We start from the raw sequence: 22,412 nt of genomic DNA, 5'->3' as shown, positions 1-22,412 counted from the left end.
TTGCCGGGCGCGGGTGAGCCTGCCGTGAGGTCGTCGTGAGAGCCCTCTCACCCGGTCCGGGACTCAGGACAGGTGCTTGAGCGCCTCCCGCCGCGAGAGCGCCGACAGCCGCCCGTCGAGCCGGGCCACCTCGGCGCGCACCCAGCCGGGGTCGGTCCGCGCGAGGTCGCGCAGCGCCCACCCGATCGCCTTGCGCAGCCAGAAGGACGGGTCGTCCACGTTCGACTCGACCGCGTGCCGCAGCAGCTCGAGGTCGGTGTCGGCGCCCCGGCCGAGCTGGCAGATCACCGCCGTACGCCGGAGCCACGGGTCGTCCTCCGTGGCCCAGCCCCGGAGGACGGGGACCATCTCCCCCGGGTGCCCGACCAGGATCGCCCCGGCCAGGTGCACGGCGACGTCGTCGACGAGGTCCCACCAGGCCCCGGTCACGACCAGGTGCCGCACCAGCGGCACCAGGGCCGGGTCACGCCAGGGCCTCGCCGCTCGATGCCTGGCCAGCGCGAGCGCGGCGTACCTCTCCTCGCGGTGCGTCGCCCCGTCCCACAGGTCGCGCACGGTCGCCTCCCACTCCCCCCGCGACGTCGGTTCGTACGACGCCAGCAGCGGCCGCACCAGCGCGGTGAGCTGGGGCGCGCTGATGCCCCGGTACGGCATCTCCGACTTCATGTAGCGCTGCTGGGCAGCCGCACGCTCGGGATCGGCGGCGCCGGCCAGGCTCTCGCGGATCGCCCGGACGAGGGCGTGGTCGGAATCGGTCACGGCGGGAGCCTAGGGGTGGCGCGGACGACCGCGCCCGCGACTGCTCCCCCTGCGCGGTGGGCCGCGTTCGCCGACCGTTTGGCAGATCGAGCGGTCCAGTCCACTCGGGGCCCCTAACTTCCACGACGGAAAGTTGTCCAGGGCAACGGCATTGTCGACCTCATCGGTGGAGGAACCCCATGCAACCGACCGCTGCGATTCGGGCGCGCGGTGTCAGCAAGACGTTCGGCGACGTCATCGCCCTCGACGAGGTCGACCTCGACGTGCCGGCCGGTCAGATCCACGGCCTCGTCGGGCCCAACGGGGCCGGGAAGACCACGCTCCTCGGCGTCCTGCTCGGCCTGGCGGTTCCGGACGGCGGCACCTTGGAGATGCTCGGAACGCCGGTGGGCCGCGCGCTCGCCGTGCCCGGAGGTGTTGCCGGATTCGTCGAGGCCCCGGGGCTCTACCCGACCCTGACGGCGCGCCAGAACCTCGCGGCCCTGGCCGCCCTGCGCAATCGGGCGGACGGTCGACCCGACGACGTCGACGAGCTGCTCGATCGGGTCGGTCTCCACGAGGTGGCGGGCGACCCGGTCCGGGGTTTCTCACTGGGGATGCGGCAGCGCCTCGGGCTGGCCGCCGCCCTCCTCGGCGATCCGCGGCTGCTGGTGCTCGACGAGCCGGCCAACGGCCTCGATCCCGCCGGCAAGCGGCAGGTCCACCGGGTCCTGACCGATCTCGCCGACGCGGGCGCGACCGTCGTCCTCTCGAGCCACCGGATGGACGACCTGGCCGCGCTGTGCGACGAGGTCACGCTGCTGTCCACGGGTCGGGTCGTCTTCTCCGGGCCGCTGGGCAAGCTCTCCGCGGAGACCGGCGACCTCGACCACCGCCTGGTGACCACCGACCCCGAGCGCGCCCGGCGCGTCGTCCGGACCGTGCCGGACCTCAGGCTGCTGGCCGGCCGCACGTCACTGTCGTCCGGGGACGAGCGGGAGCTCGTCGTCCGTGGGCCCGAGGCGGCCCTGGACGACCTCGTCGTGCGCCTGGTCGCCGCGGGCATCGCGATCCGCGAGCTCGGGCCGGTCGTCCCCCCGCTCGAGGCGGCCTTCCTGGCGCTGACCGGCGCCGACCTCGCCACCCAGCCCGCTGACGAGGAGTCAGCCCGATGACCGCGACCGCAGTCGCAGCCGCCCCCGAGGTCCAGCCGGTGGCGCTGCGCCGCGTGTACCGATTCGAGCTGGTGAAGCTGACCTCGCAGTGGCGTCTCCGGCTGGTCTTCCTCGCCTGCCTGCTCGCCCCCGGCATCTACACGGCCGTGGTCAGCGCGCAGACCTCGCTGCCCGCCGATGCGGTGTACGGCCGCTGGATGAACCAGTCCGGATGGGCCGGCTCGCTGGTGATCCTCGTCTTCATGGGCACGCTCGTCCTGCCCTTGCTCACCTGCGTGGTGGCCGGCGACGTCTTCGCCGTCGAGGACCGGATCGGCACCTGGCGCCACCTGCTGGTGGCCGTGCGCTCGCCGCGCCGGATCTTCGTGGCGAAGGCGCTCGCCGCGCTCACCGTCACGATGGTCCTCCTCGCGGCGCTGGCCGTGTCGTCCGTCGCGGGGGGCCTGATCTCGATCGGCAGCCACCCGCTGCCCGGGCTCGACGGGCACCTGATGGGGCCCGGCGCCCTCGCACGGACGGTCCTGCTGGCCTGGCTCAGCATCGTCCCACCCACGCTCGCCTTCTCCGCGGTGGGCCTGCTCGGGTCGGTCGCGCTGGGCCGCTCGCCCCTCGGGCTGCTGATGCCGGTCGTGCTCGCGCTCGTCCTCGAGGGCGTCCAGCTGATGCCGGTGCCGGTCGCGCTCCGGGTCGCCCTGCCGATGAACGCGTTCATCGGCTACCGCGGCCTGCTCACCACCCCGGGACAGCTCGGGCCGCTCTGGACCGGGGTCGCGGTCAGCCTGGCCTGGACGATGCTCGCCACGTTCCTCGCCTACCGCCTGTTCGTGCGCCGCGACTTCACCGACCTGGCCCACGACGGCTCGGCGCGCCACCTCGTCGTCGCCGGCCTGGCCCCGCTGGTCGGGCTGACCGCGGCCACCGCCGTCGGGGTGGTTGCGGCGACCGGCGCCACCGGCTCGGGGATCGACCGGCCGAAGCTGGAGGACGCGCTGGCGACGTCGTTCTCCCACCTCTACGTGCTGCAGACCGAGGAGCTCCACCGCCCGGAGGTCACCGAGGAGCAGCTGCACACCACGGCCACGTGCGACAAGGGTGGCGACCGCGTCGAGGACCTGGGTCCCGGCGCCGACTGGCGCTGCGTCGTCACCTGGACCTTGCCGGGTGCGACCGCGACCGGCACTGCGATCTACCAGCTCGACGTGGCCGCAGACGGACGGTACGTCGCCGACGGCGACGGGCCGAAGGAAGTCAACGGGTTCTTCCAGATCCGCACCCCCACGGGTGACGCCCCGAACCCGCTGTGGCAGTTCGACGGCTTCGTCGACCTGCTCGACAACGCTAGGAAAGGACAGCAATGAGAGTGACGCGCAACCGCGTGGTGACGTCCCCACGTCAGCGCTTCTCCCGCAAGTTGCCGGTCGGCATCATCGGAGGGCTGGCCCTCGTGGTCACCGGGGGCGTTGCCTACGGCACGACCGTCGGCTTCGGCCAGCACCAGGTCGGCAGCGAGTACGCCGACGGCCTGCAGATCTCCTCCGACCAGATCCTCGATCCGCTGGGTGAGCGGCTCATGACGCCGTACGGCAAGTTCATGGGCTCGACCGTCAGCCCCGACGGGCGGTTCCTGGCGGCCACCTCCACCGACCGGTCGGTCTCGCTGCAGGTCTTCGACCTGCAGTCCTACAAGTTGCTCTGGCGCGGCGGCACCGCGTCCGGTGTCGACGCGCGGCTGTCGGACAACACCGTCGGCCAGGAGGGCCCCCTCTACTCGCCCGACGGCAAGGTGCTCTGGATGCCCAACGCGACCGGCCTCACCCGCTTCCCGGTCTACGACGACGGCACCCTGGGCACCGGCACCAAGGTCGCCATCCCCACCGAGGACGGCAAGCGAGCGCTGACCGCCGGCCTCGCGTACTCCTCCGACGGCTCCACCCTGTACGCCGCCCTCAACGGCCAGAACACCGTCGTCGCGCTCGACCCGGCCGACGGCACGATCAAGAAGACCTGGGACGTCGGCATCGCGCCCCGCCAGCTGAAGGTCGTCGGCTCGAAGCTCTACGTCAGCGACGAGGGCGGCCGTCGGGCCGTCCCGGGTGAGCCGACCCAGGGTTCCTACGGCACCGACGTCCCCGCCGACCCGAAGCTCGGCACCTCGACGACCGGGGTGCTCAGCACCATCGACACCTCCGACGCGTCCGCCCCGGTCGGCCAGGTCGAGGTGGGCCTCCACCCGACCGCGATGTACGAGAAGGAGGGCGTCCTCTACGTCGCCAACACCAACGACGACACGGTCTCGGTGGTGGACACCTCGACCGACCAGGTCGTCCAGACGATCACGACCCAGCCCTGGCAGGGGTCGAAGGTCGGCTACGAGCCCGACGCCATCACGGTCCAGGACGGCCGTCTCCTCGTCAGCCTCGGTCGCGCCAACGCGATCGCGGTCTACGAGCTCGGCGAGAGCGCGCTCGACCCGGTCAGCTACGTCGGTCTCGTCCCCACCGACTACTACCCGGAGGACGTCTTCCCCGTGGGCGACCAGCTCGTCGTGGCCAACCGCCGCGGCATCGACGCCCGGGGCCCGCTCCTCACGTTCAAGGCGGGCTACGGCACGACCCCGGCGACGGGGCACGGCACGCACGGCACGACGGCCTCGCTGACCCGCTTCCGGCTGCCGAGCGACGACGAGATCAAGGACACCTGGACGCCGACGGTCTTCAAGCAGAACGGCTGGGGCGACGCCGACACCGACGTCAAGCACGCCACCGGCAACCGGGCCAGGGCCGTCCCGGTCCCCCGGCGCATCGGCGACCCGTCGACCATCAAGCACGTCTTCATGATCGTCAAGGAGAACCGGACCTACGACCAGGTCCACGGCGACATGCCCGAGGGCAACGGCGACGCGTCGCTGGCCCAGTTCGGCGAGCAGGTCACGCCCAACATCCACGCGCTGGCGCGCCAGTTCGGGCTCTACGACAACACCTACGACATCGGCACCAACTCCGCCGAGGGCCACAACTGGATCATGCAGGGCGACGACCCGGAGTACACCGAGTCGAGCGCCGGGGAGTACGTCCGCTCCTACGACACCGAGGAGGACGTGCTCGGCCACCAGCGCTCGGGCTTCCTCTGGACGGCCGTCCAGGACGCCGGGAACACGGCGAAGAACTACGGCGAGTTCCTGTACAACGAGGGCCGGGCGTCGGGCTCCTGGCAGCAGTACTACTGCGCCAGCAGGAGCGTCGAGGACGGCGGCGACCCCGCCCAGCTCACCTCGCCGGAGCTGAAGGGCGACTACGGCTCGGTGATCCCGTCGCTGAACGAGATCACCAACCCGACCTCCCCACCGTTCGACCTGTCGATCCCGGACCTGTACCGCTACCAGATCTGGAAGCAGGACTTCCAGAAGTCCGGCCCCGCGAACTTCAACATGGTCTGGCTCTCCGACGACCACACCGGGGGCCCGGTCTCGCCGCGCGCCGAGGTGGCCGGAGGCGACCTCGCCGTCGGCAAGATCGTGGACACGATCTCGCACAGCAGGTACTGGAAGAGCTCGGCGATCTTCGTGCTCGAGGACGACAGCCAGAACGGCGCCGACCACGTGGACGGCCACCGCGCTCCGATCCAGGTCATCAGCCCGTGGGCCGCACACGGGAAGACCGTCTCGACCTACTACTCACAGCTCTCGATGGTGCGGACGATGGAGCAGATCCTCGGCGCCGAGCCGCTGAACCAGAAGGTCGCCGCGGCCACGCCGATGTTCGACGCCTTCCAGAAGAAGCCGGACACCACGCCGTTCACCGCGAAGCCGAACCGCATCCCGCTGACCGAGAACATCGCGACCGAGCCCTCGTGCGGCGCCGACACGCCCAAGGGCCGGGCCGCGGCCAAGGCGGCACCCACGCCTGCGAAGTACGTCTCCTACGCGACGGCGTGGCAGAAGTGGGCGAGCAGGCAGCACCTGACCGGTCGGCACGCGCGGCCCGACTTCGCCAACCCGGAGCAGATGAACCGCTACACGTGGTACGACACGCACCACTGGATGCTGCCGTACCCGGGTGACCCGAAGATCTACCTCCCCGGGGAGGTGCCGGGCGCCGCGCTGCCCGGTGCGGACAGCGAGTGATCCCGAGCTGAGGGGCTGGGACCCGACGCCGGGCCCAGGTGGCCCACCGGGAGACTCCCGGTGGGCCACCGTCGTCTCGCGCGCGGGCGCCTGCGGGCACCGCCGCAAGCCCTGTGCCCGGAGCCGACTCGGTGGGCGCAGAGGGGATCGAACCCCCGACCGCTGGTTTGTAAGACCAGAGCTCTACCGCTGAGCTATACGCCCTCGAAGCCCGCACAGACTAGCGAGCGAGGGCGACTCCCGCGAACCCCGGACCGGGTCCTGAAATAAGTCGAACCGCTGGCGTCTCGGGTCACCAGCGGTTCGACAAGCACAACACTAGAGGGTGCGTTCAAGGGCTGTCGCGGGTTTCCACACATCGACAGGAAATTCACAGGCAGCACGGGCCCCTGGGGTCACTCAGGCCACGGCCAGCAGCTGCTGGAGGTGCTCGTCGAGGTCACGACCCTCGGGCATCGCGTTGTGGAGCGACCAGCGGACCAGGCCCTCCTTGTCGACGACGTACGACGAGCGTCGGGGGCAGCCCTTCTTCGCGTCGAAGACGCCGTAGGCCCGCGACACCTCGCCGTGCGGCCAGAAGTCGGACAGCAGCGGGAAGTTGAGGCCGTCCTGGTCGGCGAACGCGCGCAGTGAGTACACCGGGTCGCAGGAGATCGCCAGCACCTCGGTATCGAAAGTCATGAACTCGGCCAGCCGGTCCCGGATGCCGGCCATCTCCCCGGTGCAGACACCGGAGAAGGCGTAGGGGTAGAAGAAGACAACCACCGCCTTGCGCCCGCGGAAGGAGGACAACGTGATGTCCTGGCCGAACTGGTCGCGCAGCGTGAAGTCGGGCGCCGAGTCGCCCAGGGAGAGTGCACTCATGATGCGGCCATCCTTGCACCCGGTCCTGAGCGGAGCACGGCCGAGGGCAGGAGGTCGCCGAGCGGCTCAGTCGTGGTCCACCAGATCCTTCTTGAGGACCTTGCCGGTCGCGTTGCGGGGCAGCTCATCGAGGAAGACGATCTCGCGCGGGACCTTGTAGCGGGCGAGGTTCTTCTTCACCCAGGCCCTGAGGTCGTCCTCCGAGGCGGACGCCCCGTCCCGGAGCGACACGAACGCCTTCAGCCGCTTCCCGTAGTCGTCGTCGTCGACGCCGATCGCGGCCACCTCCGCCACCGCCTCGTGGCGGGCCAGGCAGTCCTCGACCTCCTTGGGGAAGACGTTCTCCCCACCGGAGACGATCATCTCGTCGTCGCGCCCCTCGACGTACAACCGGCCGTCGTCACCGATCCGGCCGACGTCGCCGCTGGACATCAGGCCGTCGACGATCTCCTTGTGGCCGCCGCCGGTGTAACCGTCGAAGAGCAGGCCGTTGCCCACGAAGATGCGGCCGGGCTCACCCGGCGGGACCTCGGCGCCGTCGGGGTCGAGGATCTTGACGACCGTCGCCCACGGCGGCCTGCCGGCCGAGGACGGCGCCTCGCGGAGGTCGACGGGGGTGGCGATCGAGGCGTAGGCGACCTCGGTCGACCCGTAGATGTTGTAGAGGTTGTCCCCGAAGTGGTCCATCCAGTCCAGGGCCAGGTCACCCGGGAGCGCCGAGCCCGAGGCCGCGACGACCTTCACCCGGGAGAGGTCGTACCTGTCCAGCGTGTCCTCGGGCAGCGCCATGATCCGCTGCAGCATCACCGGGATGACGGCGAGCGAGTCACACCGCTCCGCCTCGGTGACCTTCAGGCACTCCTCGGGGTCGAAGCGGCGCCGGAGCACCACGGTCGACCCCAGCAGCATGGCCATCGCGAGGTGAGCGAAGCCCCAGGTGTGGAACAGGGGCGCGGCGATGTGGGTACGCCAGCCGTGGCGCAGCGGCATCCGCGACAGCAGCGACACGGCTGCCTCGATGCCGGCCTCGTTGCGGGGCGCGCCCTTGGGGGTCCCGGTGGTGCCGGAGGTCAGGATGACGACGCGCGCATGCCGCGCGGGCGGCTCCAGCTCGTCGTCGGAGCACCCCGCGATCAGCGACTCGAGCGAGTCGCCCTCGACCTCGTCGTCGGTCCAGGCCACGACCCGGTGCTTCATCTCCGCCTCGGCGAGGAGGTCGGTGAACTCCTGGTCGTGGATCACGGCCGTCGGCTTCTCGCGCGCCAGCACGTCCACGAGCTGCGGTCCAGCGAAGGCCGTGTTCAGGTACAGGATGTCGGCGCCGAGCTTCGCGACAGCGACGCTCGCGTCGACGAAGCCCCGGTGGTTGCGGCACATCACCGCGACCCCGTCACCCTCGGAGACACCCAGGTCCGCCAGTGCGCGGGCCAGGCTGTTGGAGCGCCGGTGCAGCTCGCCGTACGTCAGGGACCCGAGCTCGTCGATCAGCCCGATCTGGTGCGGCGACCGGATCGCCAGCGCCGCGAACCCGCCCGCCGGGCCGGTGCCCCACTGGCGCAGCACCCGCGCCATGCCGGCCAGGACCACCGGCGAGTACGGCCGGATGATCCCCGCCTCGGTCAGGACCTTCAGGCTGGTGCCGGCGGCAGCCGCCCGGCCGAGGACTTGTCGGAGCACGCGGTATCCCTTGCGGTCGGTCGGATCGGGCGGGGCGTCAGGCCGGTGTCTTGGGGGCGACCAGGCGGGTCGCCGACCAGTCCTTGCTGACCGCCGCCGTGGTCGTCTGGGCGAGCCCGGCGATCGGGGCCGCCTCGGCGATGTCGGCGGCGTCGACGGAGTTCGGGCGGCCGACCTTGGGGGTCAGCAGCCAGATCGCACCCCCGCCCACGAGGTCGGTCAGCGCGTCGACGAGGCCGTCGACGAGGTCGCCGTCCTCCGAGCGCCACCACAGCAGCACGGCGTCGACCACGTTCCCGTAGTCGCCGTCGACCATGTCGGCGTCGATGCGGTCCTCGATGGCGACACGGAGTGCGTCGTCGGTGTCGTTGTCCCAGCCCAGCTCCTGGATCACCATGCCGGGCTTGAGGCCCAACCGGTCCGCAGGACCGGCAGCAGGTCCGTCTGTCTGGGTGGACCCGCCACCCGCGGTCGCACTCACTGGCTCCTCCATCCGCGTCTGTCCTGCCGTCCGGCTCCCGGGCGGCACCTTCTACAAGGTGTGGAGTAGTCCAGCGGAGTTCACTCCCCTGCGCAACCCGTGTCCCAACAGTGGGGTACGGCGGACCGCCTCGCCGCCCGCGTGACAGACCTACCGCCGGGTAAATTTTGCGTGGTCCAGACGCGTGCAACGATGAGACCGTGACCGAAGACTCCATCACTGGTTCAGGCACTGGCTCCGACACCCAACGGAGCGGCTCCATCCCGTCCGTGATCCACGAGGGACTGCCCACCCAGCTGCCCGACATCGACCCCGACGAGACGCAGGACTGGATCGACTCCTTCGACTCGCTCCTCGACGAGCGTGGCCGCGAGCGCGCCCGCTACGTCATGCTGCGCCTCCTCGAGCGCGCGCGTCAGACCCAGGTCGGCGTGCCCGCGCTGCGCAGCACCGACTACATCAACACGATCCCGCCCGAGCGCGAGCCGTGGTTCCCCGGGGACGAGGAGGCCGAGCGCCGGATCCGCGCGTTCATCCGGTGGAACGCCGCCGTCATGGTCTCCAGCGCCAACCGCAAGGGCCTCGAGGTCGGCGGGCACATCGCGACGTACCAGTCGTCGGCCAGCCTCTACGAGGTCGGCTTCAACCACTTCTTCCGCGGCAAGGACCACCCCGGCGGCGGCGACCAGATCTACATCCAGGGCCACGCCTCCCCCGGTGTCTACGCCCGCGCCTTCCTCGAGGGCCGGCTCACCGAGGAGCAGCTCTACCGCTTCCGCCAGGAGGTGCAGCACGGGGCGCACGCCGGCCTCCCGTCCTACCCCCACCCCCGCCTGATGTCGGACTTCTGGGAGTTCCCGACGGTCTCCATGGGCCTGACCGGCATCAACTCCATCTACCAGGCCCGGTTCAACCGGTACCTCCACAACCGCGGCATCAAGGACACCAGCCAGCAGAACGTCTGGGCCTTCCTCGGTGACGGCGAGATGGCGGAGCCCGAGTCGCTCGGCGCCATCGGGGTCGCCGCCCGCGAGGAGCTGGACAACCTCACCTGGGTCATCAACTGCAACCTCCAGCAGCTCGACGGCCCGGTCCGCGGCAACGGCAAGATCATCCAGGAGCTGGAGTCGACGTTCCGCGGCGCCGGCTGGAACGTCATCAAGGTCGTCTGGGGTCGCGAGTGGGACCAGCTGCTGGCCCGCGACGTCGACGGCGCGCTCGTCAACAAGATGAACTCCACCCCTGACGGCGCCTTCCAGACCTACTCGGTCGAGAGCGGCGACTACATCCGCGACAGCTTCTTCGGCGGCGACCCGCGCCTGCGGAAGATGGTCGAGCACATGTCCGACGACCAGATCCGCAAGCTGCCGCGCGGTGGTCACGACTACCGCAAGGTGTACGCCGCGTTCGACGCGGCCAGCAAGCACGTCGGCCAGCCGACCGTGATCCTGGCCAAGACCATCAAGGGCTGGACGATCGACGCCCTCGAGGGCAAGAACGCCACGCACCAGATGAAGAAGCTGACCCAGGACGACCTCAAGAAGTTCCGGGATCGCCTCTACCTGCCGATCTCCGACCGCGACCTCGAGCGCTCCTACGAGGAGACCGGCGCCGCGCCGTTCTTCCACCCGGGCGAGAACGCTCCCGAGATCGAGTACATGAAGGAGCGCCGCGACGCGCTCGGCGGCTCGGTCCCCCGGCGGGTGGTGCGGGCCAAGAACCTCAAGCTGCCCGGCGAGAAGGTGTACGCCGAGCTCAAGCAGGGCTCGGGCAAGAACTCCATCGCCACGACGATGGCCGTGGTGCGCCTGCTCAAGGACTGGATGAAGGACCCCGAGATCGGCAAGCGCATCGTGCCGATCGCGCCCGACGAGTACCGCACGTTCGGCATGGACGCGATGTTCCCGAGCGCCAAGGTCTACAACCCGGCCGGTCAGCAGTACGAGTCGGTCGACCGCAACATGTTGCTTTCCTACAAGGAATCGGCCCAGGGCCAGATGCTCCACGAGGGCATCTCGGAGGCCGGCGCGATGGCCTCCGCGACCGCGGCCGGCTCGGCGTACTCCACGCACGGCGAGCACATGATCCCGTTCTACATCTTCTACTCGATGTTCGGGTTCCAGCGGACCGGCGACTCGATCTGGGCGATGGCCGACCAGCTCGCACGGGGCTTCCTCATCGGCGCCACCGCGGGGCGGACCACGCTCACGGGTGAGGGCCTCCAGCACGCCGACGGGCACTCGCCCCTGATCGCGGCGACCAACCCGGCGGTCGTGCACTACGACCCGGCGTTCGCCTACGAGATCAGCCACATCATGCAGAGCGGTCTCGAGCGCATGTACGGCGAGGACGCGGAGAACGTCATCTTCTACCTCACCGTCTACAACGAGCCGGTCTCCCAGCCGGCCGAGCCCGAGGGCGTGGACGTCGAGGGCATCCTCAAGGGCATCCACCACGTCTCGACCGCCGACGGCGAGGGCCCGCGCGTGCAGCTGCTCGCCTCCGGCGTCGGTTTCCCGTGGGTCAAGGACGCCGCCCGCATCCTCGCCGAGGAGTGGGGCGTCCAGGCCGACACCTGGTCGGTGACCTCGTGGAACGAGCTGGCGCGCGACGCGTCCGCGGCCGAGGAGTGGAACCTCCTCCACCCGGGCGAGCAGGCCCGGACCGCGTACGTCGCCGACAAGCTCGCCGACGTCGAGGGCCCGGTCGTGGCGGTGTCGGACTACATGCGGGCCGTGCCCCTGCAGATCGCACGCTGGGTGCCGGGCGACTACCGGGTGCTGGGCGCCGACGGGTTCGGCTTCGCCGACACCCGGCCGGCCGCGCGGCGCTTCTTCCACATCGACGCCCAGTCGGTGGTCGTGCAGGCGCTCCAGGCGCTCGCCGACGCGGGTCAGATCGAGCGGGAGAAGGTCGAGAAGGCCTTCGCGCAGTACCGCATCGACGACCCGACCGCCGTCGCCGGCGTCAAGCAGGAGGGCGGAGACGCCTGATCCGAGACGCGTCAGCGGCTCGGATGACGGTGGTCGAGTAGCGCGCGCGACTGAGGAACGAAGTCGCGGCCGCGCGTGTCGAGACCCGGTGAGACGAAAGCAGGGCGGTGACCGTGATGGTCACCGCCCCTGCTTTCGTCCGGATCAGGCGCTGGGAAGTGCGGTGACGGTCGCGGTCGGCCCGACGCCGGCCCGGCCGTTCTTCAGCAGGTTGCGGAACCGGGCCCGGCTGTAGCGCGCGGGCTGGGTCGAGCGGATGAACTCGTGCACGATCTTGGCGAACCTGTGCGGGTGGTCCTTGTGCGGGAAGTGCCCGGCGTTCGGGATCACCTCGACCCGGGCGTACGGCGCCAGCGCGGCGGCGTTGCTGGCGTGTCGCACCGGGATCACCTTGTCGTCGCGGCCCCACACCACCGCCATCGGCATCTCCTCGGTGAGGTAGGCCCGGTCGGCCATGGTCACGATCTGGCCGTGCCAGTCGACCACCGCCCGCACGACGTGCCGGATCGCGTGGCGCGCGTGCGGGTCCTTGAAGGAGTCGAAGATCTCGGCGACCTCGTCGAGGTCCCGGGTGTGCTTGCAGGGGGCCCCGGCCAGCGCGCGCATCCCGGCCTTGCCGACGTGCCGGACCCCCGGCAGCGTCAGCACGCCCATGACCTGGTGGAACCCGGGCGTGGTGATGGCCCGGATGGCCGGCGACACCTCCGGGCCGAGGCCACCGGAGGCGACCAGCATCAGCCGCTCGGTGCGCTCGGGGAACTGGTAGGCGAACTGCATGGCCACCCCGCCCCCGAAGCTGTGGCCGATCACGGTGGCCCTGTCGATACCCAGCACGGTCAGCAGGTCCCGCATGCCGTTGGCGTAGCCGCCCACGCTGTAGTCCGCGCGCGGCTTGTCGGAGAGCCCGTGGCCCAGCATGTCGGGCGCGATCACGGTGTACCGCTTGGCCAGGGAGTCGATCACCGGCGCCCACGTGGTGTGGTCACAGCCCAGCCCGTGGAGCAGGAGCACCACAGGGCCCTGACCGGCCTTCACGTAGGCACGGCGATGGCCGTGGAGCGTGACGTACTGGACCTCGTGGGCCGTCCCGGACAACGGAACCTCCTGGCTGCCCCGCAGCCGGGGCGTAGGCGTGTGATTCAACCAGAACTTGTTCCGCTTCCGGCCGAGAAACCCCCTTGTTCCATGGGGGTGTTCCCCGATTTCCGCGGCCTCAAACGGGGGTCCACTAGGGTCGGTCCGTGCCTCCGACCAGAGCAGTCGAGCCGAGCGGGCGGGCAGCCGATGCGCTGCAGCGCTCCACGGGCGCGCTCAGCACGGCCGCGATGGCCCGGATGGAGACCGGCATGCCGTGGTTCCGCGAGCTCAGCGCGGAGGACCGCTCCTGGGTCGGGCTCATCGTCCAGGCCGGCATCCGCGGCTTCGTGGACTGGTACCGCAGCGAGGCCGGTCGACCCGACGAGAGCGGCAGCGCCGTGGCCGCGTCGGTGTTCGGCGCCGCACCGCGGGCGCTGGCCGGAGTGATCAACCTCCAGCAGACGGTGGACCTGGTCCGCCTCTCCATCGAGGTGGTCGAGAGCAACATCGACGAGATCGTCGACCCCGCGGACGCCACCGAGGTGCACGCCGCGGTGCTCCGCTACGCCCGCGAGGTCGCCTTCGCCACGGCCGAGGTCTACGCCCGTGCCGCCGAGCTCCGCGGCGCCTGGGACGCCCGCCTGGAGGCCCTGGTCGTCGACGCCGTGCTCCGCTCGGAAGCAGACGAGACCCTGCTCTCGCGGGCCAGCGCGCTCGGCTGGACCGCCCGGGGCGACGTCACCGTCGTGCTGGGCTCGGTCCCGGCACAGCGCACCGAGACCGACCTCTTCGAGGAGGTACGTCGCAGCGCGCGGTCGGCGGGCATGGACGCGCTGTGCGCCGTGCAGGGCGAGCGGCTGGTGGTGGTCCTGGGCGGGGTGTCGGACTCCCGGGCGGCCGCCGAGTCGGTGGTGCACCTGTTCGGCGAGGGCCCGGTGGTGGTGGGCCCGGTCGCCGAGGACCTCGGCCGGGCACACGTCTCCGCCCGCGCGGCCCTCTCCGCGCACCGCTCCGCGGCCGGCTGGCCGGACGCGCCGCGTCCCGTGCGCAGCAGCGAGCTGCTGCCGGAGCGGGCGCTGGCCGGCGACGGCCACGCCCGGCGGCACCTGGTCGAGGAGATCTACCTCCCCCTGGTCCGGGCCCGCGGCACCCTGATCGAGACGCTGGCGGCGTACTTCCACCACGGCGCCTCGATCGAGGCCACGGCACGCGCCCTCTTCGTGCACGCCAACACCGTGCGCTACCGGCTGCGCCAGGTCGCCGACCTGACCGGTTATGCCCCGGCCCAGGCCCGCGACGCGTTCACGCTCGAGATCGCCCTCGTGCTCGGCCGTCAGTCCGGACGCGGGGAGGAGCCCCACGCCTCCGCCTGAGATTGTAGGAACCCTACAAAGAACCACCCGAGAGATTCGTGCGCGGCTGAGGCGAGGACGGGCCCGGGGGCACGGCAGAGTGGAACACGTGCTCGTCATCGTCGCTCCCGGCCAAGGCGCCCAGACGCCTGGATTCCTGCAGCCCTGGCTGGAGGACCAGGCCTTCGCGCCGCGCTTCTCGTCGCTCTCGAAGGCCGCAGGGCTCGACCTGGCCCACTACGGCACCGAGGCCGACGCCGAGACGATCCGCGACACGAAGATCGCCCAGCCGCTGCTGGTCGCCACCGGGCTGGCGGCGTTCGAGCTGCTGGCCGCCGGCGACGTCGGGGCGCTCTCGGGGCACAGCGTCGGTGAGCTGGCCGCGGCCGCAGCCGCGGGAGCCGTCACCGCCGAGGAGGCGATGGTGCTGGTCCGCGAGCGCGGCAACGCGATGGCCGAGGCCGCCGCGGCCGCTCCGACGGGGATGACCGCCGTGCTCGGGGGCGACCGCACCGAGGTCCTCGCCGCCCTCGAGAAGCACGGGCTCACGCCCGCCAACGACAACGGCCCCGGTCAGATCGTCGCTGCCGGCACCCGCGACCAGCTCGCGGCGCTGGCCGAGGAGCCGCCGGCGAAGGCCCGGCTGACCGCGCTCAGCGTCGCCGGGGCGTTCCACACCGAGCACATGGCACCGGCCGTGGGCCACCTCGAGAAGGTCGCGGCCGACATGTCGCCCAGCGACCCGGTCACCCCGGTGATCTCCAACCGGGACGGCCAGGTCGTCCGCGACGGCGCCGAGGTGCTGAGCCGGATCGTCGGCCAGATCGCCAACCCGGTCCGCTGGGACCTGTGCATGGAGACCATGCGAGAGCTCGGCGTCACCGGGATCCTCGAGCTGCCGCCGGCGGGCGTCCTCACCGGCATCGCCAAGCGCAACCTCAAGGGGGTCGAGACCTTCGCCCTCAAGTCCCCCGACCAGCTCGACGACGCCCGTGCCTTCTGCCACGAGCACGGAGAGGGAGTGTCCTGATGGCCGCCTTCCAGTCCCCCCAGGGCGCCCCCCACGCCGCCATCCTCGGCATCGGTGCCTACCGCCCGTCTCGGGTCATCCCGAACGCCGACATCGTCGAGGCGATCGACTCCAGCGACGAGTGGATCCAGCAGCGCTCCGGCATCAAGCAGCGGCGCTGGGCCACGCCCGAGGAGACCGTGCAGCTGATGGCCGTCGAGGCCTCGCGCAAGGCCCTGGCGAGCGCCGGCATCGACGCCCGCCAGATCGACTGCGTGGTGGTCGCCACCGTCAGCCACATGCTCCAGACGCCCGCCGTCGCCACCGCGATCGCGCACGAGCTCGGCACCGACCAGGCGGCCGCCTTCGACATCTCGGCCGCCTGCGCGGGCTTCTGCCACGGCGTGTCGATGGCCGCTGACTTCGTCCGTGCGGGCAGCGCCGGACACGTGCTGGTGATCGGGGTCGAGCGGCTCTCCGACCTCACCGACGTGGGCGACCGCGGGACGGCGTTCATCTTCGCCGACGGCGCCGGCGCCGCGGTCGTCGGTCCCAGCGACACGCCGGGCATCGGCCCGGTCGTGTGGGGATCGGACGGCGAGCAGTTCGACCTGATCCGGCAGCGCGAGGACTGGCGCGACGTCATCGCCTCCGGCGAACCGGTGATGCCCCACCTGATGATGCAGGGCAACCCGGTCTTCCGCTGGGCGTCCTTCGCCATGGCGAAGATCGGCCAGCAGGCGCTCGACCGCGCCGGGATCGGCATCGACGAGCTCGACGTGTTCGTCCCGCACCAGGCCAACATGCGCATCATCGACGCGATGGCTCGCTCCATGAAGCTCCCCGAGCGGGTCCGCATCGCCCGCGACATCGCCGAGCAGGGCAACACCTCCGCGGCCTCGATCCCGCTCGCCCTGGACCGGATGATCGCCGAGGGCGAGGCCCGCAGCGGCGACACCGCGCTGCTGATCGCCTTCGGCGCCGGCCTGTCGTACGCCGCCCAGGTCGTCACCGTCCCCTGAGCTGCACCACCCCCGAACGCACCACCCCCTGCAACCAACCACCGAGAGGAACCACACCAGATGGCCACCACCGAAGAGATCCGCGCCGACCTCGCCGACATCGTCAACGAGGTCGCGGGCATCGACGCCGACGACGTCCAGCTCGACAAGTCCTTCGTGGACGACCTCGACGTCGACTCGCTGTCCATGGTCGAGGTCGTCGTGGCCGCTGAGGAGAAGTTCGGCGTCTCCATTCCCGACGACGAGGTGAAGAACCTCAAGACCGTAGGCGACGCCGTCGCGTTCATCGAGCGCGCCCAGGGCTGACCCCAGCCGTTCCGCCCGTTCCCGCGGGCGCCGGCACCCCCACGACGTGGGGCCGGCGCCCGCAGCAGCACACCAGATCTGAGGATGAGATGAGCCGCACAAGAGTCGTCGTGACCGGACTCGGGACCACCAGCCCCGTCGGAGGAGACGTTGCCAGCACCTGGGACGCACTCGTGAACGGTCGTTCCGGCATCCGCCAGCTCACCGAGGACTGGGTCGAGGAGATGCCGGTCAAGATCGCCGGCCGGGTGGCCGTCGAGCCGACCGAGGTCCTCGAGCGGGTCAAGGCCCGCCGGCTCGACCGCTCCTCCCAGTTCGCGATGGTCGCGGCGATGGAGGCCTGGCGCGACTCCGGGCTCGACGCCCTCCAGGAGGCCGGCGACCTAGACGGCGACCGGGTCGGGGTCGCCATGGCTTCCGGCATCGGCGGCGTCAACACGCTCCTCGCCAACTACGACATCCTCAAGGAGAAGGGCCCCCGCCGGGTCTCGCCGCTGGCGGTCCCGATGCTGATGCCGAACGCTCCGGCCGCCAACATCAGCCTCTACATCGGCGCCCGCGCCGCGGTGAACACCCCGGTGTCCGCGTGTGCCTCCGGCAACGAGGGTGTGGCGCTCGCGCTCGACCAGATCCGCCTCGGCCGCGCCGACGTGGTCGTGGCCGGCGGCACCGAGGCCGCGATCCACCCGCTGCCCATGGCCGCCTTCGCGAACATGATGGCGCTCTCCAAGAACCCCGGTGACCCGACCACGGTGTCCCGCCCGTGGGACACGGGTCGCGACGGCTTCGTCCTCGGCGAGGGCGCCGGCGTGCTCGTGCTCGAGTCGCTGGAGCACGCCCAGGCCCGCGGTGCCCGCATCTACGCCGAGGTGCTCGGCGCCGGCATCACCGCCGACTCCCACGACATCGCCCAGCCCGACCCGGCCGGCCGCGGCGGCGCCCGCGCCATCGTCCGGGCCCTGGCCGAGGCCGAGATCGAGCCCGGCGACATCGCGCACATCAACGCCCACGCCACCTCGACCCCGCAGGGCGACATCGCCGAGGGCCTGATGATCCACGCGACGCTCGGCAAGCACGCCGACGACGTCGTGGTCACCAGCACCAAGTCGATGACCGGACACCTGCTCGGCGGCGCCGGCGCCCTGGAGTCGATCGCGACGGTGCTCGCGATCCACCACCGCGTCGCGCCCCCGACGATCAACCTCGACGACCTCGACCCGCAGGTCGAGCTCGACATCGCCACGAAGGCGCGCGACCTGCCGCAGGGCGACATCGCCGCGCTGAACAACTCCTTCGGGTTCGGCGGGGCCAACGTCGCGGTGGCGTTCGGCAGCGTCTGACGAACCCCTCCGGGTGACCGGGCGACGCCGGGGCCGGCGTAACGACTTCGCGGCCCCGGCGTTGTACCCGAGACGACCGTCACACCCACTCGGAGGGACTCCATGCAACGCCCGGCGATCCTCGCCCTGCTCACCGCGATCCTCGGCGGGATGTTGGTGGTGGCCGGCCCCTCGGTCGCCCAGGCGGCGTCGTACGGCCACACCGGAGCGCCGGACCGCACCCTGCGCAACGGGTGCCACAACTACCGCTACCACTACCGCGTGCGGCCTCCCACCGATGACTGGGTGCTGGAGACGTTCCTCGTCGATCCGCGAGGCAAGAAGATCGCGTCCGGGGCGTTCATCTCCGACTCGGACCCCAAGCGCGGGCACGGCAGGTTCCGCTTCTGCCGCTACAGCACTCGTGCCGGACGGTTCACCATCAAGGCCAAGCTGTCCTGGTACGACGGCTACGACGAGCACAAGGCCTGGCTCGACCCCTCGCACTTCCGTCTCTCCCGGCCCTGACGAGGGCCGGCGGAGGCCTAGACCACCTGGTGCAGCCAGCGCACCGGAGCGCCGTCGCCGGCGTGCCGGAAGGTCTCGAGCTCGTCGTCCCAGGGCTTGCCCAGCAGCTTGTCGATCTCGACCAGCAGCGTGGTGTCGCCGAGCGCGGCCTTGACCACGGCGGCCTTCAGCCGGTCCTCGGGGATCATGATGTCGCCGTGCAGCCCGGTCACGGCGTGGTAGACGCCCAGCTCGGGGGTGAAGGAGTAGCGCGCTCCCTCGGAGGCCGTGGTCGGCTCCTCGGTGATCTCGAAGCGCAGGTGGTTCCAGCCGCGCAGGGCCGAGGCCACGGCGGCAGCAGAACCCGCCTCGCCGGCCCACGAGAGCTCGGCGCGGTAGGTGCCGGCCTGGGCCGGTTGTGGCGTCCAGTCCAGGCTCACGGGCGTGCCAAGGACACCGCCGACGGCCCACTCGATGTGCGGGCACAGCGCTGACGGCGCTGAGTGGACGTACAGGACGCCCCTCGTCGCGGTGCGGGTGGCAGTGCGTGCGGTCACCGTGACCTCCTTCATCTCCGGCGCGAGATACGCCTTCCCCAGCGGTCTCTCAGTGGAGATTGAAGGTGCCGAGTGACACAGTTGTAAGTTGTAGGACCATTGTGGCGCATGTTGCGCGTGAGCACCAGCAATTCGACGAATCAGCCCGTGGACGGCGAGGCGCCGGCCCGGCGGGGTCCGAGCTCGAGCAGCGTCCCGATCACCTGCTCGGCGATCGCCAGCCCGCCGAGGTGGCTCTCCCCGTCGATCACGGTCAGCGTCGCGTCCGGGAGCCGGTCGACCATGTGCCGGCCGTGCGCGAAGGGCACGATGTGGTCGTCGTCCCCGTGCCACCACCGCACCGGGACCCGGACCTCCGCCGCCGAGAAGCCCCAGTCGCGGGTGAACAGCACCAGGTCGCTCAGCGGCGCCGAGGTCTGGAAGCGACTGCCGTTGAGCAGGTCGTCGAGGAACATCGCCTTGAACTCCGGACGCGCCAGCAGGGTCCTGTCCCCCGGCGGCTGCACGGCGGCGTACAGGTCGAGACCGGTCCCGGCCAGCGGCCGGACCAGGCGGATCGCGGCGGTCAGCGCCACCCCCAGGGGCACCCGGGCACCGGCGAGCAGCGGGGCGAGCCGGACGGCAAGCTGGATGATGCCGCCGGCCGCCGCGTCGGCCCCGCGCGTGGGCGCGACCCCGCCGAGGACCCCGACCCCGTGCACGCGCTCCGGCAACGCAGCCCCTGCGGCCAGCACGTAGGGGCCGCCGCCGGACAGGCCGACGAGGCGGACGGTGTCGATGGCCAGCGTGTCGAGCAGGATCTCGAGGTCGGCGGTCCAGTCGAGGATGTTCGGGTAGAGGTACGGCGTCGAGGAGCCGATTCCGGGACGGTCGATCCCGATGATCCGCACCTCGTGCCGCTCAGCGTAGGCGCGTGCCTCGAGCGGGATCTGCCGGCGGGCGCCCGGGGTGCCGTGCATCCAGATGATGGCCGGCCCGCGGCGCGAGCCGTACTCGGCGAAGCTCAGCCGCCGGTCGTCCCGCACCGCGACCGTGCCCTCGAGAGCGGGACGCCTCACGTTCGTCATGGCCGAAGTGTGACACGCAGTTACACGGGCGAGCGGGGCGCCGGGTCCGCGGCGTCCGGCAGGTGCACCGCGGCGGGGTCGACGATGTTGGCGGCCTCCTGGACCGCTCCGAGCAGGCGGCCGTCACCCACCACCAGCGGCCCCTCGATCACGTCGAGCACGACGCAGGTCACGTTGTCGCGGCCGCCGGCCACGAGCGCCGACTGGGTCAGCACCGCGGCGGCGGAGTGCGGGTCCTCCAGACGCAGCACCTCCGCGATTCGCGCGTCCTCGACGAGGTCGGTGAGCCCGTCACTGCACAGCAGCAGCCGGTCACCCTCGCGGACGTCGAGCTCGACGACGTCGATGTCGTGCGGGTCCGACCCGGGATCTCCGTCGAGCGAGCGCAGCACCACGTTCCGCCACGGGTGCGAGGCAGCCTCCTGCGCAGTGAGCTGACCGGTGTCCTGCATCTGCTGGACGTAGGTGTGGTCCCGGGAGACCTGGCGCAGCCCACCGTCGCGCAGCAGGTAGACGCGGGAGTCGCCCACGTGCCCGAGCACGACGCGCGCCCCGTCGCACAGGACCACGGACAGGGTGGTCGCCATCCCCTCGCGGGACTCGTCCATGCGGACGCCGTGGACCAGGCTGGCGCGCGCCGCAGCGACGGCGTCCACGACAAGGGGCTCCAGCCGCTCGCCGAACCTGGTCAGCGCCGTGGCCGAGACGACGTACGCCGTGGTCGCCGAGGCCACCTCACCGGCCGCCGCTCCCCCGACCCCGTCGGCCACGAGCGCGACGTAGGGGGCCACGAAGGCCGAGTCCTCGTTGTGCTCACGCACCCGACCGACGTCGCTGACACCTGCTCCCGAGAATCGCAGCATCAACGTCCCTTTCCTGCGGACTGAAAGGCAGTAGACCCCCGCCGAACAGCACGGGTCAACCCCCACGCGAGTGCGAGCTGCCCGGCAGCCTGCCCCGGCGGCGGCGTTCTCAATCCTTCGCGGGTGGGAAAACCGGAGCTCAGCCCTGGCGACGCTCGAGCTGCTCGGCCCGCTCGGCGGCGTCCGTGATCTCGTCCGCGTCGATGGCGTGCGTCCGGTGGAACCACGCGAGGGCGTCGGTCTCCCGGCCGGCGGCCTCGAGGGTGTCGGCGTAGGCGTACCGGAGCCGGACCACCCAGGAGGCGCGGGTCTTGGAGGTCAGCGGAGCCAGCTCGAGGGTGCGCAGTGCGGCGTCGACCTGTCCGAGGTCGCGCCGGGCACCCGCCTCGACGATGGTCATCTCGGCCTTCGCCTCGGGCGCGAAGTTCACCACCGAGGGGCTCTTGGCCAGCTTCAACGCCTGGTCGGGCTGACCCAGCGCGCGGTGGCAGTCCGCCATGATCGGCAGGTAGTCGGTGGCACCGTTCATCCGCTTGGCGGCACGCAGCTCGGCCAGGGCCTCGGCGTAGTGCCCGGCGGCGTAGGCGGCCTCCCCGGTCGCCTCGCGCACCACGGCCAGCCGGGGCGCGCGGGCACGTGCGGCCAGCGTGTGCTGGTAGGCGGTCTCCGGGTCCTCGTCGACCAGCATCCCGGCCGCGGCCAGGTGCCGGGCCACGCGGGCGGCCAGCTTCTCGGGCAGTCCCTTGAGCTGGGCGGTCACCGACCGGTCGAGCTCCCGGCCGGTGATCTCCTCGGGCAGGTCGGGGCCGTCGTACTTGGCCTGCTCGGCGCTGCGGTCGACCTGCTTCTCGGCGGGACGCTTCCAGTCGTTCTTGCGCCCCGGGCGGTCACCGGACTTGCCCCCGCGCTCGGGTCGCCCTCCACCCTTGCGGTCGGTGCGCTCCGGGCGCTCGGTCCGGTCACCGCGGGCCGGACGGTCGTCGCGGGACCGGGACGACGAGGGCCCGCTGCCCTCACGACGAGGGCCCGACGCGCGACCTCCATCGCGAGCGGGACGCTTGCTGCGACGGTCATCGGCCACGACTTCACACCTCTCCAGGATTCTTCTCGTAAATAGCGTAGAGGCCACCTTGCGGTGGCCTCTACGTAGTGTAGGTCCGGCGGCGTCCTACTCTCCCACAGCCTCGCGGTTGCAGTACCATCGGCGCTGAAAGGCTTAACTTCCGGGTTCGGGATGGGACCGGGTGTTTCCCTTTCGCTATGGCCGCCGTAACTCTGGCGG

General features: G+C 71.3%; 19 protein-coding genes, 1 tRNA gene and 1 rRNA gene. 10 read left to right on the top strand and 11 right to left on the bottom strand.

The window, feature by feature from the left end; all coding sequences use genetic code 11:
- Positions 1 to 63: 63 nt before the first annotated feature.
- On the bottom strand, positions 64 to 759 hold the full coding sequence (locus tag ABD268_RS08110; RefSeq protein ID WP_344149913.1) for a DNA alkylation repair protein: 696 nt from the start codon (positions 757 to 759) through the stop codon (positions 64 to 66).
- Between the two features lie 179 nt (positions 760 to 938).
- Here ABD268_RS08110 and ABD268_RS08105 point away from each other — a divergent pair, with 179 nt between their 5' ends.
- Genes ABD268_RS08105 through ABD268_RS08095 form a run of 3 tightly spaced genes read left to right on the top strand, consistent with a single transcriptional unit; the run spans position 939 to position 6,036 of the window.
- Positions 939 to 1,913 (top strand): ABC transporter ATP-binding protein, encoded by a 975-nt coding sequence (locus tag ABD268_RS08105; RefSeq protein ID WP_344149911.1) that lies wholly within the window; start codon positions 939 to 941, stop codon positions 1,911 to 1,913.
- Positions 1,910 to 3,271 carry an ABC transporter permease gene (locus ABD268_RS08100; protein ID WP_344149909.1) on the top strand — a complete coding sequence of 454 codons (1,362 nt, stop codon included), beginning with the start codon at positions 1,910 to 1,912 and terminating at the stop codon, positions 3,269 to 3,271. Before ABD268_RS08105 ends, ABD268_RS08100 begins: the two co-directional genes overlap by 4 nt.
- The gene (locus ABD268_RS08095; RefSeq protein WP_344149907.1) at positions 3,268 to 6,036 is read left to right on the top strand and encodes an alkaline phosphatase family protein; all 2,769 of its coding nucleotides are present in this window, start codon (positions 3,268 to 3,270) and stop codon (positions 6,034 to 6,036) included. The genes ABD268_RS08100 and ABD268_RS08095 overlap by 4 nt, the downstream gene beginning before the upstream one ends.
- A gap of 132 nt (positions 6,037 to 6,168) precedes the next feature.
- On the opposite strand, the gene ABD268_RS08090 is transcribed toward ABD268_RS08095, so the two are convergent.
- From ABD268_RS08090 to ABD268_RS08075, 4 genes are all read right to left on the bottom strand, one after another.
- Positions 6,169 to 6,240 (bottom strand) — tRNA-Val (locus ABD268_RS08090).
- Positions 6,241 to 6,435: 195 nt separating this feature from the next.
- Entirely contained in the window at positions 6,436 to 6,900 is a 465-nt protein-coding gene (locus tag ABD268_RS08085; protein ID WP_344149905.1) for a peroxiredoxin, read from the bottom strand.
- Between the two features lie 66 nt (positions 6,901 to 6,966).
- Positions 6,967 to 8,577 (bottom strand): AMP-binding protein, encoded by a 1,611-nt coding sequence (locus tag ABD268_RS08080; RefSeq protein ID WP_344149903.1) that lies wholly within the window; start codon positions 8,575 to 8,577, stop codon positions 6,967 to 6,969.
- 37 nt (positions 8,578 to 8,614) lie between these two features.
- On the bottom strand, positions 8,615 to 9,058 hold the full coding sequence (locus ABD268_RS08075; RefSeq protein WP_344149901.1) for a DUF3052 domain-containing protein: 444 nt from the start codon (positions 9,056 to 9,058) through the stop codon (positions 8,615 to 8,617).
- Positions 9,059 to 9,318: 260 nt separating this feature from the next.
- Here ABD268_RS08075 and aceE point away from each other — a divergent pair, with 260 nt between their 5' ends.
- Entirely contained in the window at positions 9,319 to 12,051 is a 2,733-nt protein-coding gene (gene aceE / locus ABD268_RS08070) for a pyruvate dehydrogenase (acetyl-transferring), homodimeric type (protein ID WP_344150665.1), read from the top strand.
- 144 nt (positions 12,052 to 12,195) lie between these two features.
- Here the strand turns inward: aceE and ABD268_RS08065 are convergent, their stop codons facing one another.
- A complete protein-coding gene (locus ABD268_RS08065; protein WP_344149899.1) occupies positions 12,196 to 13,146 on the bottom strand; it encodes an alpha/beta fold hydrolase in 951 nt (316 codons plus the stop codon).
- Positions 13,147 to 13,292: 146 nt separating this feature from the next.
- On the opposite strand from ABD268_RS08065, the gene ABD268_RS08060 reads away from it, so the two are divergent.
- The 6 genes from ABD268_RS08060 to ABD268_RS08035 all read left to right on the top strand — a co-directional run bounded on the left by ABD268_RS08060 (position 13,293) and on the right by ABD268_RS08035 (position 18,664).
- A complete protein-coding gene (locus tag ABD268_RS08060; RefSeq protein ID WP_344149897.1) occupies positions 13,293 to 14,501 on the top strand; it encodes a PucR family transcriptional regulator in 1,209 nt (402 codons plus the stop codon).
- An 88-nt stretch (positions 14,502 to 14,589) separates the two neighbouring features.
- On the top strand, positions 14,590 to 15,510 hold the full coding sequence (locus ABD268_RS08055) for an ACP S-malonyltransferase (RefSeq protein WP_344149895.1): 921 nt from the start codon (positions 14,590 to 14,592) through the stop codon (positions 15,508 to 15,510).
- Complete coding sequence (locus tag ABD268_RS08050) at positions 15,510 to 16,511, top strand: beta-ketoacyl-ACP synthase III (protein ID WP_344149893.1); 1,002 nt, start codon at positions 15,510 to 15,512, stop codon at positions 16,509 to 16,511. Before ABD268_RS08055 ends, ABD268_RS08050 begins: the two co-directional genes overlap by 1 nt.
- Before the next feature lie 60 nt (positions 16,512 to 16,571).
- Positions 16,572 to 16,817 carry an acyl carrier protein gene (locus tag ABD268_RS08045; protein WP_185255099.1) on the top strand — a complete coding sequence of 82 codons (246 nt, stop codon included), beginning with the start codon at positions 16,572 to 16,574 and terminating at the stop codon, positions 16,815 to 16,817.
- Positions 16,818 to 16,906: 89 nt separating this feature from the next.
- Positions 16,907 to 18,157 (top strand): beta-ketoacyl-ACP synthase II, encoded by a 1,251-nt coding sequence (gene fabF / locus ABD268_RS08040; RefSeq protein ID WP_344149889.1) that lies wholly within the window; start codon positions 16,907 to 16,909, stop codon positions 18,155 to 18,157.
- 102 nt (positions 18,158 to 18,259) lie between these two features.
- Positions 18,260 to 18,664 (top strand): hypothetical protein, encoded by a 405-nt coding sequence (locus tag ABD268_RS08035; protein ID WP_344149887.1) that lies wholly within the window; start codon positions 18,260 to 18,262, stop codon positions 18,662 to 18,664.
- A 17-nt stretch (positions 18,665 to 18,681) separates the two neighbouring features.
- Here the strand turns inward: ABD268_RS08035 and ABD268_RS08030 are convergent, their stop codons facing one another.
- The 5 genes from ABD268_RS08030 to rrf all read right to left on the bottom strand — a co-directional run bounded on the left by ABD268_RS08030 (position 18,682) and on the right by rrf (position 22,402).
- A complete protein-coding gene (locus tag ABD268_RS08030) occupies positions 18,682 to 19,215 on the bottom strand; it encodes a DUF3145 domain-containing protein (RefSeq protein ID WP_344149885.1) in 534 nt (177 codons plus the stop codon).
- 125 nt (positions 19,216 to 19,340) lie between these two features.
- Positions 19,341 to 20,267, bottom strand: coding sequence for an alpha/beta fold hydrolase (locus tag ABD268_RS08025; RefSeq protein WP_344149883.1), 927 nt, complete (start codon positions 20,265 to 20,267; stop codon positions 19,341 to 19,343).
- A 20-nt stretch (positions 20,268 to 20,287) separates the two neighbouring features.
- A complete protein-coding gene (locus ABD268_RS08020) occupies positions 20,288 to 21,130 on the bottom strand; it encodes a PP2C family protein-serine/threonine phosphatase (RefSeq protein WP_344149881.1) in 843 nt (280 codons plus the stop codon).
- A 139-nt stretch (positions 21,131 to 21,269) separates the two neighbouring features.
- Positions 21,270 to 22,211, bottom strand: a complete 942-nt coding sequence (locus ABD268_RS08015) for a tetratricopeptide repeat protein (RefSeq protein ID WP_344149879.1) — start codon at positions 22,209 to 22,211, stop codon at positions 21,270 to 21,272.
- 74 nt (positions 22,212 to 22,285) lie between these two features.
- Positions 22,286 to 22,402: ribosomal RNA gene (gene rrf / locus ABD268_RS08010) — 5S ribosomal RNA — on the bottom strand.
- Between the last annotated feature and the right edge of the window lie 10 nt (positions 22,403 to 22,412).

It is taken from the genome of Nocardioides koreensis (assembly GCF_039531775.1).
In the GTDB taxonomy this organism is placed as follows: domain Bacteria; phylum Actinomycetota; class Actinomycetes; order Propionibacteriales; family Nocardioidaceae; genus Nocardioides; species Nocardioides koreensis.
The sequence above is the reverse complement of the archived record's forward strand: the minus strand, read 5'-3'. Positions and strand labels throughout refer to the sequence as shown.